A 17,681-nucleotide genomic window follows, 5' to 3' on the forward strand; every position below is an offset into this window, starting at 1 on the left:
TGGCTACATGACCAACGCCATGTGGGTCAGCGCGCTGGTCGGCGGGGTCTGCGCCTTCCTGTCGGCCTATCTCATGCTCAAGGGCTGGTCGCTCATCGGCGACGCGCTCAGCCATTCCATCGTGCCGGGCGTCGCCGGCGCCTACATGCTGGGCCTGCCCTTCGCGCTCGGCGCCTTCATCGCCGGCGGCCTAGCTGCGGGCACCATGCTGTTCCTCAACGAACGCTCCGGCCTGAAGGTGGACACGATCATCGGGCTGATCTTCACCTCCTTTTTCGGCCTCGGCCTGTTCATGGTGTCGGTCTCGCCCACTTCGGTCGACATCAAGACCATCACGCTCGGCAACATCCTGGCGATCACACCCGAGGACACCCTGCAACTGGCGATCATCGGCTTCGTCTCGCTCGCCGTGCTTCTGGCCAAGTGGAAGGACCTGATGGTCACCTTCTTCGACGAGAGCCACGCCCGCTCCATCGGGCTTCGCACCGGCCTGCTCAAGGTGGTCTTCTTCACCCTCCTGTCGGCCTCCTGCGTCGCCGCGCTGCAGACCGTCGGCGCGTTCCTCGTCATCGCCATGGTGGTGACGCCCGGGGCCACGGCCTATCTCCTGACGGATCGCTTCCCGCGGCTGCTGACGCTCAGCGTCGCCATCGGCGCGGGCACCAGCTTCGTCGGCGCCTATCTGAGCTTCTTCCTCGACGGCGCGACGGGCGGGGTCATCATCACGCTGCAGACGCTGATCTTCCTCGCCACCTTCGTCTTCGCGCCCAAGCACGGCATGCTGGCCGCCCGCCGCCGCGCGGCCGAGGCGCTTCTGGAGGAGGCCGACGCATGATCGAGCAGGCCCTCATGCCCTTCCAGTTCGCCTTCATGCAGAACGCCTTCTGGATCTCGCTCATCATCGCCGTGCCGACCGCGCTGCTCTCCTGCTATCTCGTGCTGAAGGGCTGGGCGCTGATGGGCGACGCGATCAGCCACGCGGTCCTGCCCGGCATCGTCATTGCCTATATAGCCAACATCCCGCTCGTCATCGGCGCCTTCGCCGCCGGCATGGTCTGTTCGCTCGGCGCGGGCTTCCTGCAGCAGAACAGCCGCGTCAAGCAGGATACGGTGCTCGGCATCGTCTATTCCGGCATGTTCGGCTTCGGCATGGTGCTCTACACCAAGATCCAGACCGCCGTGCATCTCGACCACATCCTGTTCGGCAACATGCTCGGCGTCGGCCCGGCCGACCTGTGGACCGCCGGGCTGATCTCGCTCTTCGTGTCCGGCGCGATCCTGTTGAAATGGAAGGACCTGCTCCTGCATTCCTTCGATCCGGCGCAGGCCAAAGCCTCCGGCCTGCCGGTCGCCGTCTTCCATTACGGCCTGCTCGCCATCCTCTCGCTGACCATCGTCGCCACGCTCAAGGCGGTCGGCCTGATCCTCGCCATCGGCCTTCTGATCGCGCCCGGCGCGATCGCCTATCTCGTCACCCGCAGCTTCGGTCGCATGCTGGCGGTCGCCGTCGCCGTCACGCTGGTCGCCACCACCGGCGGCGTCTATGCCAGCTTCTGGCTCGACAGCGCGCCCGCGCCCACCATCATCCTGATCCTGACGGGCATCTTCATCGCGGCCTTCGTTTTCCGCACGCTGCGCACCCGAACCGTCACCGCCCGCTTGTCCTGACCGCGCCCGAGCGGGCATGCTGCGGACATACAGCGCGGAGGAGGCGGTTCATGAAGATCCACTGTGAATGCGGCCACGTCATCCATGACGGCACCGACGGTCTCGCCCACAAGGGGCACGTCATCCCGGATCGCCGCTGGAACGAACTCGCCGACGCGATCGACGAAGCGGTCGAGACGAGCGACACGCCGCGCCAGCGCGAGGCGGCCTGCATGCGCCTGCGCGTGCTTCTGAACGACATGGCGCGCACCGCCTGGCAGTGCACCGAATGCGGCCGTCTCTATCTGGACAATGCCGACCATCACTTGCGTTCATTCGAGCCCCGACCGGACGAGGATGTCCGCGATATTCTTGCCGGCGGGTCGAAAGGCCGGGCATGATCGTGAAGGGGAGGGGCGAAGCCTTCCGGCCTCGTCCCAACGCGGTTTGACTTAGCGAAGCTGCTTCAGCAGGCGGCAGAAGCGGACCATGTCGGCCTCGTATCCCGCGCTGCGTGCCAGCACTTGGCGGCAGGTCTTGCGGATGCGGGCCTGGTCGCCTCCCGACATGCTGTTGTAGGCATCGGCGACCTGGGCGCCGCCACCGCCCGCACCACCGCCGCCGCCGGAACCACCGCCACCGCCGGATCCGCCGCCGCCTCCACCGTTGCCGCCGCCAATTCCGACGCCGATATCGACACCGATGCCGTCGCCGCCACCCAGTGAGACGCCCGCCGTCGCGCCGACGCCACCGCCGACGGAAGCATCGACATTCGCATCGACACCGCGTCCGCCGCCGAGTGAGGCTGAAACGTCGGCATTGACCCCGTTGTTGCCGCCCACCGAGGCGGATACTCCGGCATCAAGGCCGCTGCCGCGACCGCCGCCGACCGAAGCGCTGACATTGGTGTCTCCAAGGGAGACGCCGAGATCGATGGCCATGGCCGCGGGAGTGGATGCCGTCAGCAAACCGATGATTGCAGCGGATCCGGCAAGTCTGCTCAGGAAAGTCCTTTTCATTGCTTCCTCCTGTTTCGACACAGGCAGCGCCTTGCCCATCGCGCTGCGAATTCGGCGCCATGTCAGGCGCCGAAGCGAGAGAGGTCTCCCATGTTGCGCAGATTGAGGAGAGCAAAAGAGACATCTCACATGCGCATTATCTCACACGTATCGCGTGTTTAAAACTACACGTTGTAGTAGTCAGATCTTTGCATGCTGTGGTGGTGGAAATTCCTTTCCCGCCAGTGAGGAGGTCCCGGCGAGATGGCAGCCGCACGCGTGCAAACGCCGCACCGGCCGGGAGGCGGGTGCGGCGTTTGGCAGGCTTTGGTCGGACCGGAAGTGTGGTTCCGGGGCGAACCCCGAAAAGGCGTCAGTTGGCGAACTGCGAACCCGGCGGGCAGGAGAAGGCGCCCGTGCCGCCGTTCCAGTTGTAGCAGCCGCGCGAACTCGCGGCGTCGATGTCGTCGGCGATGCCGATCAGGTCGCTGCGGCCCTGCGCATAGTCCTTGGCTTCCTGCATCAGGTCGGCCTTGTCGGGCACGGAACCGGCTTCGGCGAGCGCATCGTTGGTCAGGTTGTTGCGCAGATGCGCGCCGGCAAGGATCAGCAGCGCGTCCTTGCGTTCGCGGCCGAGCGCGATCAACTGGTCGGAAAGTTGCAATTGCTGTTGTGCGCCGGCCGACATCTCTGCACTGTCGTCGGCGGCGAGGCCGGGCATGGCAAGGGAGGCGGTCATGCAGGTCGCGAGCGCGAAAGTCCGTATCGAAATCATGGGTCGTCCTCTTGAAAAAACGATGCGATGAAGATCCTCTTCGTCTTCACCTAACGGAATATTACAGAATGAAATCGTTGCAATTTTGGCTCAATTACGTCGATTTTCGTGCGTTTTCAGGGACGTGGGTCCGATTGTCGTGCGCCCGCGCGGCGGTCTTTTCGGGCGTTCTCTTCGCAAGCGCGGCCGTCGCGCAGGCGGGAACGCAGGCCGGCGCCATCGCCTATTTCGACGCCGCCTTCAACGGCGATTGCCGCCCCTATGCGGAGACGGTGGGCCTGTTGGAGGACGAAGGCGGCCCGATGCCGCGCCGCTACGAATTCACCTACGAGGCCAGTTGGGCGAGTGCGGGCGACCCGCCCGAACAGGCGGTGCTGTTCGAGTTCTTCTGCGACGCCGGCGCCTACAATGTGCGCACGGTCTTCCTGCGCGACCGCGGCGACTATTTCGAACCTGTGAGCTTCGCGCGCCCCTCCGTCGCGGTGGAAAACGAGACCGAGGACTACGATTCGCCGGTCCGTTCCGTCACCGTGACCGGCTACGGCGCCTCGCTCTCCGTCACCAACGGGCGCTTCGACCCGGAAACGAGGCGCCTGACCGCGCATGCCTACTGGCGCGGCCTCGGCGACGCCTATGACGAGGCGGTCTGGATCTTCCGCGACGACGGCTTTGTGCTTGAACGCTTCGAGGTTGACGCCGATTATGACGGCGAGGTCGATCCGCAGCTCCGTCTGGACTTTTCCGGTCAGGAGCCGGGCGCCGCTCCGAATTGAAGCCGCGTCGCCGACGGCGCGCACCAGCGATGGGGGAGAACAGCATGGCTCGAACGAATGGCGTCAACGCCGCACCGGCCTTCGCGCGAATGGCGCTGGCGGGCGCGCTTCTGTGTCTCTCGGCTCCGGCCGGCGGAGCGCTTGCGCTGGAATGCGCGGCCGAGGACGGCATCTACAAGATGGGCTTCGCCGACGACGCCATGCTGCTCATGAACCCGCTGGCCGAGCCGACCGCCCATTCCGATCTCGGCATCGAGATCTCCATCGAGGGTCATGACGGGCCGTTCAACTTCTCCCTGACCGCCTCCAACGGCTACAGCAACGTCTACGCCATTCCCGACGCGGACACCGCGCTGGAGGACGGCCTGATGGTCTTCTTCTTCGAGGAGAAGAGCGGCCGCCTGATGGCCTATCCGGACGACATCCCGTCGGCGGGCAAGCCCGCGCCCGACGCGATCTTCCTGCCCGAACTCGGCAGCGCGCTCTGGTACGGCACCAACGGCACCGACAACCCGGTCATGATCACCACGGGCGTGTGGTATCTCGACGACTGCCGCTGACCGTCAGTTGGTCATCAGCGCGTAGGTGTCGGCGAAATCGCTCTTGTTTTCCAGCGTGACGTCGAACGGTCCGGTCGCGCCCGGCGTCCAGCCGCACTGGTTGACGTTGCTGGGGTCGGTCTGCGAGCACACCAGCGCGCCGTTGTTGTCATAGACGAACATGTCGATGTCGGCCGGGCCGAGGCCTTCCGAGTAGATCTCGGCGAAGGCGCCGCCGACGAAGTTCAGGTCGTAGTGATAGCGCTTGCCGCGCGCGGCGATGGTCGCCTCGGTGTAGATCCCGCCTTCCTCCAGCCCCTTCGGCTTCATGCTGCGGATGTCGTCGGCCAGCCCCGCGATGATCGAGCTGCCGTTCGACAGGCGCACCGCCAGTTGCAGCCATTGTTCCGACGAGAAAACCTGCCCGTCTCCACTGGCATTCGGGCCGTTGCGCGGCGCGAGGTCCGAACCGGACGGCTCCGTCCTGCCGACCTTGCCCGGCTCGGCGTCGGCGTCCATGCGCAGCCGCGCCGCCGCCAGCATCAGGATCGGGTCCGACCGTTCCAGCGCGCGTTCATACAGTGTCCGTGAGAGCTTGATGAGTTCCAGCGACCGTGCCTGCGGGTCGTCTTCGGCCGAGAGGCCGGCGGTTGAATTTGCCGCAACGGCAAGTCCGGTCATGGCAAGAACAGTGATGCTGCGTCCGAGAAGTCTCATGAATGCGCCTCCAGCCGGCTCAAGAATGCCCCGACGGTCGATATTTCGCAATAATCAGGCGTCAAAAGGGCAGTGGGCGCGCTGCTTGGCAGTTCTCGCGCTTTGACCTAGAACATTGTGGGGCAGTCGAAAACGGGAAGCGGCGATGCTGGGGTTTCCAACGAAAATCTGGTCTCGGACCGGGGCCTTGCTGGCCGCCACGGCGCTCGCGGGCTGCGTGTCCGTCAACAGTGCGCTCAACTCCTTTTCCGACCTGCAGCCGACGGCCGAACCGGGCTTCACCACCCAGGCCGACAGCGACGCGCCGGCTTCCGATTTCGTCGCCCTGGCCTTTTCCGGCGGCGGCACCCGCGCCGCGGCCTTCGCGCTGGGCGTGCTGGAGGAAATGAAGGCGACGCCCTTTCCGGGCGAGGAGGGCGTCAGCGCCTTCGACAAGGTCCGCTTCCTGTCGGGCGTCTCCGGCGGTTCGGTCGCCGCAGCCTATTTCGGGCTGAAGGGCGACGCCGCTTTCGCCGACTTCAAGAGCGCCTTCCTGCTGCGCAACGGCGAGGAGTATCTGCGCACCTCCAAGGTCGATCCGGTCAACCTGCTGCGCGCCGCCAATGGCGGCGTCAACAGCCGGCAGGGCTTCGGCCGCTGGCTCGACGAGAACCTGTTCAAGGGCGCGACCTTCGGCGATCTCTATCGCAACGAGAAGACGACGACCTGGATCAACGCCTCCGACATCTACAACCGAACGCCCTTCACCTTCGAGCCGGAGACGTTCCGCGCCCTGTGCAGCGACCTGCGCAAATTGCCGCTCGCCGAGGCCGTGGCGGCGTCGGCGGCGGTGCCGATCGTCTTCAGCCCGATCGTGCTGGAAGCATACGGCCCGCGCTGCCGCTACCAGCAGCCCGCATGGCTGACCACGGCGGCCCACAATGTCGAGGCGTCGGCGTCGCTGCGCGCCTATGCCCGGGCGCTGCGCAATTACCGCGATCCGGAGAAGATGCGCTACGTCAAGCTGCTCGACGGCGCGGTGACGGACAATTTCGGCCTGACGGGCATCTCGATCGCCCGCGCCCGCGCCCAGACCCGGCATGCCCCCTTCACCGAGGAGGAGGCGGTCGCGCTGAAGCGCATGCTGTTCATCGTTTCCAATGCCGGGCGCGAGCTTGACGGCGACTGGGCGACGGAAGTCGCGGGCCCCGGTGGGCTGGAACTCGTCTCCGCCATCGCCGACACCGCCATGGCCTCGGCCACCCGCGAGGGCTTCGACGCCTTCAACGCCGCGATGAAGAAATGGCAGCAGGACCTGATCGCCTATCGCTGCTCGCTGAAACCGGCCGAGGTGCGCAAATATGGCGGCGATCCGAAGACCTGGAATTGTCGCAACCTGAAGCTCTCGGTGGCCGAACTGCGCTTCGACCAGCTCGGCGACAAGATGGAGGCGCGGCTGAACAAGGTGCCGACGCGCCTGAAGCTGCCGCGCGACGAGGTCGACCTGACGATTTCCGCCGGCCGGCAGGCGCTGGCGCAGCACGCGGTCTTCCGCACCTATCTGCGCTCCATCGAGGGCATCGCCCGGCGCGGCAAGCGCCGCGTCCAGCCGGACGGATAGGCCGGCCCCCGGGACAAAAGAAAAGGGCGGCGTTGCCGCCGCCCTTCCGGATGTCGTGAAGCGACAGCCGCTTACTTGTAGCCGAGCTTGGTCAGCACCCAGTCGGCATAGTTGCCGGTGCGCGTATAGGCCGAGAACTTGGCGTCGCGGTTGCAGCCCACGCCGTCGGCCGAGGCCAAGCCCCAGCTCACGATGCCGGCCTGGATGAACTTGCCGTCGCCGACCGGCACGACCAGCGGACCGCCGCTGTCACCGTCGCAGGCGCCGCGCGGACCTTCCGGCGTGCCCGAGCAGATCATGTTTTCCGTCAGCGGCGTCGGCACGTGGCTCATCAGCTCGTCCCACATCGCGTTGGCGTCGTCGCCCGAAAGCGACAGCGCGTTGGCGGCCTGCTGGAAATAGCCGGCGGCGGCCTTCACCGGGCCGGCCATGATCGCCGCGTTGCAGATGTTGCGGTCGATGATCTTGATCTCGCCTTCACGCAGTTCGCGCGACGGGGTGCCCGCCTCGGTGCGGCCCCAGCCGGTGACGATCGTCTTCGTGTCCGGCCGTTCCAGCACGTCGGCATATTCGGCGGTCGGGATCGTGATCGTCTTGAACGACGCGTTCGGCACGCGGCCGAGCTTGATCAGCGCGATGTCGTTGTCGAAGCCGTTCGGATCGTAGCCCTCATGCACGACGATCTGGGACACCTCGACGAAATCGCCCTCGTTGGAGATGCGGTTCGTGCCGACCATGATGCGCGTGGTCGCCGGATCGATGATGTAATAGCCGTCGTCGCGCTTCTCGACGACGCAGTGGGCAGCGGTCAGCACCCAGTCCTTCTGGATCATCGAGCCGCCGCAGAACTGCGACAGGACGCTCTTTTCGACGTCGACGCGCATCAGCGCCACCTGCCACGGCCAGGCTCCGTCCTCGGAGATCTTGCCGTTGAGCACGCGGCCCTGCTCGGCGTCGGTGCTGCCTTCCAGCATCGCTGCCTTTTCCGGGCTGGCGGCGAAGTTGAACGGCATGTCCGGCGAGCCGTCCTTCACGTCCCAGGTCGGGTCGGCCATGGACATCGTCGGAAGCAGGGCCGCCGCGACGGCGATGCCTGCCAGTTTCGTCAGTCGTGATTTCATGTCAGGTCCTTTCGAGGTTTTCGGGTCTCTTGCGATGACGGGGTCAACGGGGCTGGCCATGCGGCGTTCACGGTTCAAAGCCAGTTTCCCATAAGGATGAAGGGCGACCAGTAATAGGGGTGCGAGAACCCGGCCTGGTCGGTCCGTTTGCGTTTCTGTTTCGATTGCGCGGCGCGCTCGTCATCCGCGTCGGCGGCGGCGACCACCGTCTCGCCGGACAGCATGCGCATCTGCGCGGCGCGCAGCGCGTCGGCCTTGGAGAGGTTCTGGCGCACCATGCCGTCGTAGAAATCGCCCATCAGCCGGGCCGTCGCGGCATCGGCCACCGGCCAGAGCGACGCTATGACGGCGGAGGCGCCGCTCAGCTGCGCGGTCGCGCCGAAGCCTTCGATTTCCGACCCGTCCCCGCCTCCGCCACGCGCGGTCTGGCAGGCCGAGAGGGTCACGAGGTCGATGCCCTTGAACGACAGCGCCTGCTCGCTGCGGATGTCCGACAGCGCCAGATGCGTTCCGTCGCCGAGCAGCAGGAAGGAATCGTCCTCGCGCCCGGGGATGAGGCTGAAATGGCTGGCAATGTGCAGGATCGACGGCTGCAGCAGCAGGGTCAGTTGCAGGCTCGTCTCCGAGAAGTCCTCGTCGAGTTCGACCGGACCCTCCAGCACGCCCGCCTTGTCGTCGCCGGCGAAGATTGTCTCGATCTCGCGCTTCACGCCGGGCAGGGGGGAGAACCCCGGATGCGCCGCCGTCACGCCGAAGCCCGCGCTGCGGTTGGCCGCCCGGTCGCCGCGCTTGAACTGGGTCTGCACCGAGGTCGTGTAGAGCGAGACGGCATAGTCCTCGACGAAATAGCGCTTCCCGTCATAGAGCGCCGCGAAGGGCACGTAGCGCAGGAAGCCGTCGAGATTGAGCATCACGACCTTCACCTCGGCTTCCTCGAGCGTGTCGGCCACCGGCCGCACCAGCACGTCATAGAGCGCGGCGAGCTTGTCGTTGGCCGCCGGGTCCAGCGCCTCGATGGACACCAGCGCGTCGAAGGTCATGCGCGACAGGTCCGCCTTCGAGACGTCGGACTTTCGGTGCAGCGTCAGTTCCGGCAGCGTCAGGAAGATATGCGTCGCGTCGTCGATCGCCGCGACCTGCAGGATCGCGGTCTTGTCCTCGAACGTCTCCAAGAGCGCCTGGTAGGAGCCGACGGCGTCCAGCCTCTCCTTGTAGATCTCCTGGTTCTGGTCCGTGACGCTGGCCAGGAACGCGTCGACCTGCGTGTTGAAGTCGTTGACCGCCAGTTGCACGCTCTTTTGCAGGAGCAGCATCCGTCCCTTGTCGTCGTCGGAGGCATCGCCCGCGCGGAACTTGGCGACCAGCCGGTCCAGTTCCTGGGCGGCGCTCAGGGGAAACGCGGCGATCGCGGTGATCTTCTCCTGCTCGCCGAGTTCGGAATCGTTGAGGATCGCCCGCGTGTCGCGCAGGTCGGCGCTGCCGTCGCGGCGCAGGAACTCGAAGACCTCCTGCTCCTTTTCCATGTTGAGCACGGCCTGGGCTTCCGTGAACCGGCCTTCCTCGATCAGCATGTCGGCGAGGTGCTGGTAGAGCCAGCGCCATTCGTCCTGCAATTCCTTGCTCTCGCCGGCGGAAAGAGCGCTGTTGGCCGAGCGGATGGACTGCTGGGCGTTGACGGCGAGCTTGGCGAACGCGATCGCGCGGGTGCGGTCGCCCTTGGCGCGGAAGGCCCGCGCCAGCGTGTCGAAGGCCCATCGCTGGTCGTCGAGGGTGATCTCGCGATTGGCCTGGATGAACGGCATCGCGTCCATCGTCCAGCGGATCGCGGCGTCCTGGTCGCCGAGATAATGCTCGATGATGCCGAGATTGATCGCGACCTTGCTGTGATTGAACGAATAGCGGCCCTCCAGGGTCGCGATGATCGGCTCGGCCTGCAGGAAGGCGGCCTTGGAGGCCTCGAAATTCCCCAGGCGCCGCTGCACCCAGGCGACATTGTTGGTGACCCAGGCGATCTGCACCGCGTCGTCCCCGAGCGCCTCGGAATAGAGCTGCAGCGCCTTGTCATAGGTCTCCAGCGCGGCGTCGTAGTCGGTCAGGCCTTCCAGGCTGATGCCCTCGTTGAGATAGGTGTCGGCCACTTGCGAGCTGACTTCGCCGGTGGTCGGGACGAGGATCTCGCGCGCCTCTTTGAAGAAGCCGATCGCGTCCTGGTATTTCGACAGGCCCTGCAGCGCCATGCCCTTGTCCACGAGGCTTTGCGCCTTGCTCGCCGGATCGCCGATCTCCTGCCAGATCGCGCCGGCGGCGTCGAAGGACTGGATCGCGTCGTTGAACCGGGCCGACGACATGTCGACGTGACCGATCGCGGAGTGGAGCGCGGCCTGCCACTTGAGGTCGTCGCCCTGGGCGCCCGCATAGGCGTCGAGCGCGGCTTTCATGTAGGTGCGGGCGCGGTCGAGATTCTCCGCGCCGCCCCTGCTGCTGTAGATCCAGCCGAGATTGTAGAGGGCCACTCTCAGGCTGCCGAGGTCTTCGCCCTCGGTCTGCGAATAGAGGTCCACGGCCTTCAGATAATAATCTTCGGCAAGCTCCAGATCGGCGGCGTCGCCCGTATTGAGATGAATGCCGGCGAGGCTGGCGAAGGTCTCGGCCTTCCACTTCAGGTCCTCGCCCGCGGCGTCGCCATAGGCGTCGATGGCCTTGCGGAAGGCCTCCGCCGCCGCACTCGTTTCCTCGCGGTCGAGATAGGCCCAGCCGAGATCGTAGAGCGAGGCGGCGTTGCCTTCTTTCGCCGCTTCGACCAGCGCGGGGTCGATCGGCGTGTCTTCCACAACCTCCTGGGCCGATGCGGAAGCGGCGATGAGCGCCGTGCTCGCCACGCCGGCGAGCAGGACGGAAACAGCGACCGTGGTCGTCTTGAAGAACTGCCTCATGAGCTTGTCCTCGTCCCCGCCAATGTCAGTCTTCCAGCGTGCCGGGCGCGACGGTCTCCAGCACGACCTGTGCGATGCCGGAGCTCTTGTCCTCGCGCGACTTGCGCTGAGCGGCACGGGTCGTCTCGCCGAAGCCCGCCTCCGCCAGCATGTCGCCGAAGCCGCCGCCTTCCTCCGCCGCCGCCTCGCGGGTGCGGCCGATCGCCGGCTGCGCCAGCCAGCCGAAATCCGCCAGCGCCGATTGCGGATCGGCCTGCGTGACGATGTTGATCAGCCGCTCGCGCCCGTATTCGCCCTCGACGAAATCCAGCACGCCGTCGCGCAGCGTCTCGTTGGGAAAGATCCGGCCGTTATACATGAAGTCGATCGAGTAGCTGACGCCGACATAGAGGATGTTGAGGTCGAGCGGTCGGTTGCTGGTGTTGCGGGCCTCCACGAACAGTTCGTCGCCCGGTTCCACGCGCGGGATCGCCGGCGGCGCGATCGGCGTCATCTCGCCGGTCCGCGCGGATTTCACCAGATAGGTGACCTCCAGCCCGCCTTCGCCGTTGCCGAAGGAATCGCCGAGCCGGATCAGGTTGGTGACCCGCGCGATCCGCGCCAGCGTGTCGGCCAGGAGGCCGGCGGCCTCGCCCGCGTCGCGCCCGTCGAACTGCACCGAGATCGTCTTGTTGGCGCCGTCCTTGATCCATTCCGAGCCGACCGGAAGCAGCCAGACGGCGCCGTCGGCGGCCTGCAGGTAGATGTCGGCGCGTTCGCCGGGGCCGACCAGTTCGAGGCGAAGGCCCTCGCGGTCCGTCTCCCGCAACGTGTCGATCACCGCCGTGACCGCCTCGCGCTCGGCATCCGTCAGCTTGTCCTGGTCCGGCATGGCCGCGGTGATGGAAAAGCGCAGCTCTTCCGCCGGCTTGCGCGCGTAATAGCCCGGTTCGAGCAGCACGAAGCCGCCGTCGACGATCTCGAATTCCGACTTGAACTCGTCCGTCTTGGTGACGCGGATCGTCGCCAGCTTGGCGTCGTCGCTTGCCGCCGGGCTGTCCAGCAACGCCAGTTCGTCGCCCACCGAGATGCCGTGCAGGCGTCCGGCGGAGAACACTTTCGCCGCGCCGTCCTGCTTGACCGGCCATTGCTGTATCCGGCCGCCTTCGCCGATGTCGCTGCCGAAGACCGGCGTGTCGAGCGACCCTTCGAAGAGCGGCGTCGGCTGGGCGCGATAGCCCGTCGAATAACGGCGCAGCACCTCTTCGCCGAGCTGGCGATAGGTCAGCGCCGGGTTCTGGGCCAGCGTCTCGAACAGCGTGAAGGTGAAGAGCCCGTGCGACACCCGGTCCGGGTCGTCGGCGGGCAGGCGCATCTCCGGCGTCGTCTCGTTGGTTTGCGCCGCGTAGAAATAGACGAACGCGCCGTCGCCGTCGTCGACGGTTTCCAGCGTCGCCGCTTCCGGTTGCGGATTGCCGGAGCGGGTGCGCACCGGCTCGACGGCGTCCAGCACCTCCTGCGGCACGCCCAGCGCCAGCGGGCTGAGCTTGCGGGAGCGTTCGGCGTCCAGCGGATCGCCGGCGGTGATCCCGGCGCGCGTGACGGTGCCGGAATGGCAGCTGTCGAACACCGCCCAGACGCGGGCGCCCTTGTCGATGATCGCGTTGATCATCGCGCCCAGTTCGTCGTCGACGAGCGCGTTGCGGATGGTGCCCGTCTTCTGGTCCCAACCGGCGACGTCGGCCGGCAGGAACAACTCGTCGAGCCCGTCCTGCTCGGTGCCCGGCTGCAGGGCCGGCGCCTGCGAGCCGTGGCCGGAGAAATGCAGCAGCACGAAGTCGCCCGGCTCGGTCTCGCTGGCGAGCGTCGCGAGCGCGGCGCGGATGTTGTCGCCGGTCGGCGCCTTGGAATCGTCCACGCCGTCGGCCAGGACCGCGATGTTGGAATCGAAGAACTCGATCGGCGCGTTGTCGAGCAGGTAGCTGCGCACCAGCCTGGCGTCATTGGCGGGGCCGGTCAGCCACAGCGTCGGGTCGAGCTCCGGATATTCCGAAACCGCCACGATCAGCGCCCGATTGGTCTGCGCCCATGCCGGCGCTGCCGAAAGGACGACCGTCGTCATCCCGGCGAACAAGGCGGCACGTGCCGCGCTGGATGCCCATGTCATCATCCTGATCCCTCGATTGCGCACCGCAGCCTCCCCGGCGCGATGCTCGCCCTGCCGCGTGCCGAACACACGCCCGGCAGGGTTGTGCTGCATAGCATTGCGGCAAGCATGGAAAAATTTTGGCGGTTCTCGCAAAATCTTGCGGACTGTCATCTTTGGTGATCTGCCGAGGTCCGAAATCTGCCTCCGCATTCCGACCCCACCCGTCAAGATTCGCCGTCCCCTCCTTGGAATTTTGGCATTTCGCAGCGTAAGCCAGGTGCAATTTCTTGCAAGCGGCTTACCCTGAAAAAGTAATCGCTTTCTTTCGGCGTGTTGCACTGGCGTGACGGAAAAACCACTGTGCCACGCTGCAATATGGCAAAAAATGGGCCCGTGACAGGCCAAACAAACCACAGATCCGGCCTATGTTGACCGCTTACTTCGATCGTCTCGCCAGCCCCGCGGGTATTCTTCTCCTGCTCGCCGGCGCCTTTTACGTCTTCGCCGGCTGGTTCGCCTGCCGCCACATCCGCACGGAGATGCTGATCGACCGGGCCCTGGACGCGCTCGGCGGGGCGCAGCCCGACGCGGCCGACCGCGCCCGCACGATCTGGCTTCTCGCCGGCACCGTCGTGACATTCGCCTCGGGCGCGAGCCTCGTCGCGCTGTCGTCGCTGGCGATCTGGGCCTTCGTCGCCGGCTTCCTGCAGCAGGTCGTCTACATCCTGGTCGCCGCGCCGCGCTATTTCGACGTCGACGAACCGCCGGATCCGCGCGGGCGCAGACAGACGACCAATGCGGCGATCATCTATGGCGTTGTCGCGGTCGGCGTCATCTTCGCCGGCGCGCGCGGCGCGCTCCTGCCGGTCGCGGGCGCCGGTCTGCCGGCCACCGTGGCCGTGGCGCTCGCCGTCGCGGGTTTCGTCGTCTGGATGGTCTACGGCGTGAAGGCGTCGCGAGACGTCGCCTCGCCATTGGCGGGTCTAGACCTCGACGCCGGCGAGGACGCGGAAGACGATGTCGCGCTGGCGGACCTCGTGGCGCTCCGGCTCTCCGCCGAGCAGGACCAGTGGCCGCTGGAGGCCGTCTTTCACGACGGGCAGGCGCGCCGCGTGTCGCCGCAGAGCCTGTTCGACGCCGCCGACCTCTGCCGCGATCTCCTCGCCTGGCAGGACCGTTTCGACGACATCTTCGAACCGCTCGACCTGTCCCTGGCCCGCGACTGGACGCCGGAGGAGGAGCAGGCGCATTTCCGCGAGGCGCGGGCGCTGGCCGAAAGGCTTCGAGACGAGATCGACGAGATCGGCTTCACCGCCATCGCGGTGTCATACGCGGCAATCGACGGCAGCTGGATCGACGCGCGTCAGCCGGGCTGATCGTCCGCTTCCGGTTCCTTGTCCATGTCCTGCAGCGCCTTGGCGAAGGACTTCACCGGCACCTGCGGCGGCTTGCGCCACGGCGCGTTGCCGATGAGGAGGGCGATGCCCATCAGGAACATCATGCCGAGCGGAACGAGCGCCTCGCCGACCAGCGCGTCGCCCCTTCCGCCGGCGGTCGCCAGCACGGTGATCGTCAGCGCTGCGACCGTCGTGAGCGCGCCGATGGCGAATATCCAGTGCCGCGAGCGGCCATATTCGCCGATCGTCACCGGCAGGTCGGGCGCCAGTTCGGCCAGCCGGTCCGCGACGAGCGCCACCGAGGCGCGAAACCCGATGAATTCGGGATCTGAATGCGCGCTCGCTGCCGGGCTGGTGCAGGACAGCGAGCGCTTCGGCGCCGTCCCGCGCGGCTTGAGGTCGAGCCGGCTCAGCCGCATGCCGCGCATCCTGTGCTGCACATAGGCGAGGCCGTCGATGTCGTGCCAGGCGATGCGCCATTTCTCGGCGCCGTCGGCATCGGTGCAGATCAGGTCGCGCGTCCCCGCCTCGAAGAATTCGCGGCCGCGCAGCAGCGCCGGCTTGTAGCCGGACCGGGTGTCGTCGGTCGGGGGTTTGTCGCTCATGGCGTCTCCATCCTGCGCCGCGCCCACAGCGTCACCAGGCAGGCCGCGACGATGGCGGCCGGCACGGTGACCCAGCCGCTGAAGACGATGGTCATCACGGAGAGATAGAGGATGCCGGGCAGCAGCAGGTGCATCTCCGACTTCTCCGCCAGCATCCCGACCACGGGCTGGAAGGTGAAGGCGATGGTCGGCAGCCACATCAGCATCGACGACGAGATCGCCGACAGCGCGCCGGCGAGTCCCGCCCGCCAATAGCTGAAACCGGTGGGCGTCGGCGTCAGCCACCGCCAGAACAGCGCCATGGTCGCCGTCGCCGCCACCATCGCCGACACCGCCAGGACGAAGGAAAGCTTGGTCTCCATGAAGTCGTCGGCGATGATGGCGACCACGATGGCGCTCGCCACGAAGCCGGCCACGCCGGCCGCATGGGTCCCGATCCGGATCGTCGCCGCGAGGGTCTGCGCGAATGTCATGCCGTCCCTCCCGCAGCTCACACGAAGGCCAGCCGGAAGGCGAAGAGGCCGATCGGCACGCTGATCAGGGCGAGCGGAATGATCATCAGGGCGAGGAAATCGGGGAAGCGCCAGCGCACGACATAAAGGTCGCCATTCGGCGATTGCATCGCCCGCACGGTCTCGCCCGGCAGGTAGCGGTCCTGCCGCAGCGCCTCGGCCTCGGGGATCGGCACCCAGCCATAGGTGACGCCGAGAAGCGGCACGCCGCCATCGGCGAAACCGTCCGGCGCGTCCACGGTGACGTCGAGATAGGCGGCGACGGTGCCGTTGCCGACCTGGTGGCGACGAATGTCGGCGGCAAGGACCGTCACGGCGTGGCGCGGCCATGTGATGGAGTAGGGCGGCGGGTCGCCGAAGGTCCAGAAGACATAGGCCAGAAACAGCGGCGTGCCGGTGAAGATCACGCCGAACAGCAGCGCGAAGGGCCGGAACGCCCCGCCGGCGTTCTTGCGTGCCGCGGGGCCGCCCTGCCGGCGCCAGCGCGCGTCGAAGAACGGCCGCAGGAGGACGTATCCGATCAGCGCCAGGACCACGGTCGCCACCGTCGCCGGCACGAGCATGAAGGGCCGCCAGTCGGACGGGTAGGCGATCCTGCCGTCGGGCGCGATGCGCACCGCCGTCGTCAGGCCCACGGGCCAGCGGCTGACGAGCGTGTCGCGCTCCTCCGTCGCGTCCCGGACGAGGAGCCGGATCGGCGTGCGCACGCGGCTTCCGCTCACGACCTCGACGATCGGGTCGGTGCGTTGGTCGTTGCCCCAGCCGTCGTCCACCTGCCGCGTGTCGTGGCGCATGACGGTGGCTTCGGCCCGGTCCCAGAAGATCGAGATGGCCGGCGGCGAGCCGGTGAGCCACAGGCCGAGGAGGACGATGAGCGCGATGGCGCCCATGAACAGAGTCGAGACGAGCCTCATGCCGCGTCGCCGCCCCGTGTCCGCGGGCCCGTCACGAGGCCAGTCCCGAAAGCAGGACGAAGGGAAAGAAGAGCACCGCGCCCGCAAGTCCCGCCGAGAACAGGAGAACGCCGCGCTTTGCGACGAGCCGGCGGTGTTCCGGCTCGATCGTGTCGAGATAGCGGCTCGACCAGATCAGCCCGGGCCGCTCGTTTCGCGCCCGGCAGTCGGCGGCATGGGCGGGCCAGGACCGCGTCGCCATCACGGCGCCGAGAATGCCGATGGCGAGGCTCAACACGAGGCCGGCGATGCCGGCATAGGCAAGCACGGCAATCATGGATGTCTGCGCCGGATGCGGGGGGAAGGGAAACGCGGTGCCGGTCGTGCGTGTCTGGTCGTCGCCAATGTCTTCTGTCCCTGTGAGCGTCCGGCGTCTATCGGGCGATCGCGCCGAAATCGCGGCACGGCCCCGTCGCCCGCGATGCCCGGATGGTTAGCACAAGGAATTCGTTGGGGAAATCGTGTTGCTGCCCGAGACGGCCGCGCCGCGACCGCATTGCCTTGTGGCGCGAAAGCCTTAAGACGGACTGTCACCGGGGCAACGTGGAGGACGACGGTCATGGGCGAGGGGATCGAATGCTATCGCGGCGTCGTGCATCCGTGGCTGTGCGATTCCATGGGCCACATGACGACGCGCCATTACACCGCGATGTTCGACGACGCCTCCTACCACCTCCTGGCCGCGCTCGGCTTCACGCCGGATCATCTGGCCGCCGGCATCGGCTTTGCCGACGTGAAGATGACGACCACCTTCGTCGCCGAACTGAACGCCGGCGCGCTGACCGTCGTCTTCGGCCGCGTCGTGCGGGTGGGCAACAAGTCCCTGACGACGCATTATCGCATGTGCGACCGCCACACCGGCGAGACCGCCGCGGAACTGGAAGTCGTCACCACGCAGTTCGACCTCAAATCGAGGCGCGCCGTGCCGCTTCTGCCGGAAATCCGCGCCGCGTCCGAGGCCATGCTGGCTGAGGCGGATTGAG

Annotated in this window: 18 protein-coding genes; 8 read left to right on the top strand and 10 right to left on the bottom strand. The window is 66.9% G+C overall.

All coding sequences use genetic code 11. The features are described 5' to 3' along the window. Positions 1-7: 7 nt before the first annotated feature. Genes MRY80_RS26295 through MRY80_RS26305 form a run of 3 tightly spaced genes read left to right on the top strand, consistent with a single transcriptional unit; the run spans position 8 to position 2,048 of the window. The gene (locus tag MRY80_RS26295; protein WP_293294932.1) at positions 8-835 is read left to right on the top strand and encodes a metal ABC transporter permease; all 828 of its coding nucleotides are present in this window, start codon (positions 8-10) and stop codon (positions 833-835) included. Next, positions 832-1,668, top strand: a complete 837-nt coding sequence (locus MRY80_RS26300; RefSeq protein ID WP_293294728.1) for a metal ABC transporter permease — start codon at positions 832-834, stop codon at positions 1,666-1,668. The genes MRY80_RS26295 and MRY80_RS26300 overlap by 4 nt, the downstream gene beginning before the upstream one ends. A gap of 50 nt (positions 1,669-1,718) precedes the next feature. Further along, positions 1,719-2,048: a hypothetical protein gene (locus MRY80_RS26305; RefSeq protein ID WP_293294730.1), complete on the top strand. Its 330-nt coding sequence runs from the start codon at positions 1,719-1,721 to the stop codon at positions 2,046-2,048. Positions 2,049-2,099: 51 nt separating this feature from the next. On the opposite strand, the gene MRY80_RS26310 is transcribed toward MRY80_RS26305, so the two are convergent. After that, positions 2,100-2,666, bottom strand: a complete 567-nt coding sequence (locus MRY80_RS26310; RefSeq protein WP_293294732.1) for a hypothetical protein — start codon at positions 2,664-2,666, stop codon at positions 2,100-2,102. Positions 2,667-3,018: 352 nt separating this feature from the next. After that, a complete protein-coding gene (locus MRY80_RS26315; RefSeq protein ID WP_293294734.1) occupies positions 3,019-3,420 on the bottom strand; it encodes a hypothetical protein in 402 nt (133 codons plus the stop codon). 68 nt (positions 3,421-3,488) lie between these two features. Here MRY80_RS26315 and MRY80_RS26320 point away from each other — a divergent pair, with 68 nt between their 5' ends. Both MRY80_RS26320 and MRY80_RS26325 read left to right on the top strand, forming a co-directional pair. After that, positions 3,489-4,193, top strand: coding sequence for a hypothetical protein (locus MRY80_RS26320; RefSeq protein ID WP_293294735.1), 705 nt, complete (start codon positions 3,489-3,491; stop codon positions 4,191-4,193). Positions 4,194-4,237: 44 nt separating this feature from the next. Next, entirely contained in the window at positions 4,238-4,753 is a 516-nt protein-coding gene (locus MRY80_RS26325; RefSeq protein WP_293294736.1) for a hypothetical protein, read from the top strand. A 3-nt stretch (positions 4,754-4,756) separates the two neighbouring features. Here the strand turns inward: MRY80_RS26325 and MRY80_RS26330 are convergent, their stop codons facing one another. Beyond that, on the bottom strand, positions 4,757-5,449 hold the full coding sequence (locus tag MRY80_RS26330; protein ID WP_293294737.1) for a hypothetical protein: 693 nt from the start codon (positions 5,447-5,449) through the stop codon (positions 4,757-4,759). A 145-nt stretch (positions 5,450-5,594) separates the two neighbouring features. On the opposite strand from MRY80_RS26330, the gene MRY80_RS26335 reads away from it, so the two are divergent. Next, positions 5,595-7,049 carry a patatin-like phospholipase family protein gene (locus MRY80_RS26335; protein WP_293294738.1) on the top strand — a complete coding sequence of 485 codons (1,455 nt, stop codon included), beginning with the start codon at positions 5,595-5,597 and terminating at the stop codon, positions 7,047-7,049. Positions 7,050-7,120: 71 nt separating this feature from the next. On the opposite strand, the gene MRY80_RS26340 is transcribed toward MRY80_RS26335, so the two are convergent. The 3 genes from MRY80_RS26340 to MRY80_RS26350 all read right to left on the bottom strand — a co-directional run bounded on the left by MRY80_RS26340 (position 7,121) and on the right by MRY80_RS26350 (position 13,249). Then, positions 7,121-8,170 carry a serine protease gene (locus MRY80_RS26340; RefSeq protein WP_293294739.1) on the bottom strand — a complete coding sequence of 350 codons (1,050 nt, stop codon included), beginning with the start codon at positions 8,168-8,170 and terminating at the stop codon, positions 7,121-7,123. 74 nt (positions 8,171-8,244) lie between these two features. Beyond that, positions 8,245-11,103, bottom strand: coding sequence for a CHAT domain-containing protein (locus MRY80_RS26345; RefSeq protein WP_293294740.1), 2,859 nt, complete (start codon positions 11,101-11,103; stop codon positions 8,245-8,247). 25 nt (positions 11,104-11,128) lie between these two features. Beyond that, on the bottom strand, positions 11,129-13,249 hold the full coding sequence (locus tag MRY80_RS26350; RefSeq protein ID WP_293294741.1) for a caspase family protein: 2,121 nt from the start codon (positions 13,247-13,249) through the stop codon (positions 11,129-11,131). Between the two features lie 407 nt (positions 13,250-13,656). Between MRY80_RS26350 and MRY80_RS26355 the strand changes: the two genes are divergently transcribed. Next, a complete protein-coding gene (locus MRY80_RS26355) occupies positions 13,657-14,607 on the top strand; it encodes a hypothetical protein (protein ID WP_293294742.1) in 951 nt (316 codons plus the stop codon). Here MRY80_RS26355 and MRY80_RS26360 read toward each other — a convergent pair. Genes MRY80_RS26360 through MRY80_RS26375 form a run of 4 tightly spaced genes read right to left on the bottom strand, consistent with a single transcriptional unit; the run spans position 14,595 to position 16,975 of the window. Next, entirely contained in the window at positions 14,595-15,233 is a 639-nt protein-coding gene (locus MRY80_RS26360; protein WP_293294743.1) for a hypothetical protein, read from the bottom strand. The two genes, MRY80_RS26355 and MRY80_RS26360, sit on opposite strands and share 13 nt — an antisense overlap. Next, positions 15,230-15,706 carry a hypothetical protein gene (locus MRY80_RS26365; protein WP_293294744.1) on the bottom strand — a complete coding sequence of 159 codons (477 nt, stop codon included), beginning with the start codon at positions 15,704-15,706 and terminating at the stop codon, positions 15,230-15,232. Before MRY80_RS26365 ends, MRY80_RS26360 begins: the two co-directional genes overlap by 4 nt. Before the next feature lie 17 nt (positions 15,707-15,723). Next, positions 15,724-16,659, bottom strand: coding sequence for a hypothetical protein (locus MRY80_RS26370; RefSeq protein ID WP_293294745.1), 936 nt, complete (start codon positions 16,657-16,659; stop codon positions 15,724-15,726). A gap of 31 nt (positions 16,660-16,690) precedes the next feature. Continuing rightward, positions 16,691-16,975, bottom strand: coding sequence for a hypothetical protein (locus MRY80_RS26375; RefSeq protein ID WP_293294746.1), 285 nt, complete (start codon positions 16,973-16,975; stop codon positions 16,691-16,693). Positions 16,976-17,257: 282 nt separating this feature from the next. Between MRY80_RS26375 and MRY80_RS26380 the strand changes: the two genes are divergently transcribed. Further along, positions 17,258-17,680, top strand: a complete 423-nt coding sequence (locus tag MRY80_RS26380; protein ID WP_293294747.1) for a thioesterase family protein — start codon at positions 17,258-17,260, stop codon at positions 17,678-17,680. The last annotated feature ends 1 nt before the right edge of the window (position 17,681 follow it).

It is taken from the genome of Oricola sp., from assembly GCF_022763245.1.
Lineage (GTDB): Bacteria > Pseudomonadota > Alphaproteobacteria > Rhizobiales > Rhizobiaceae > Oricola.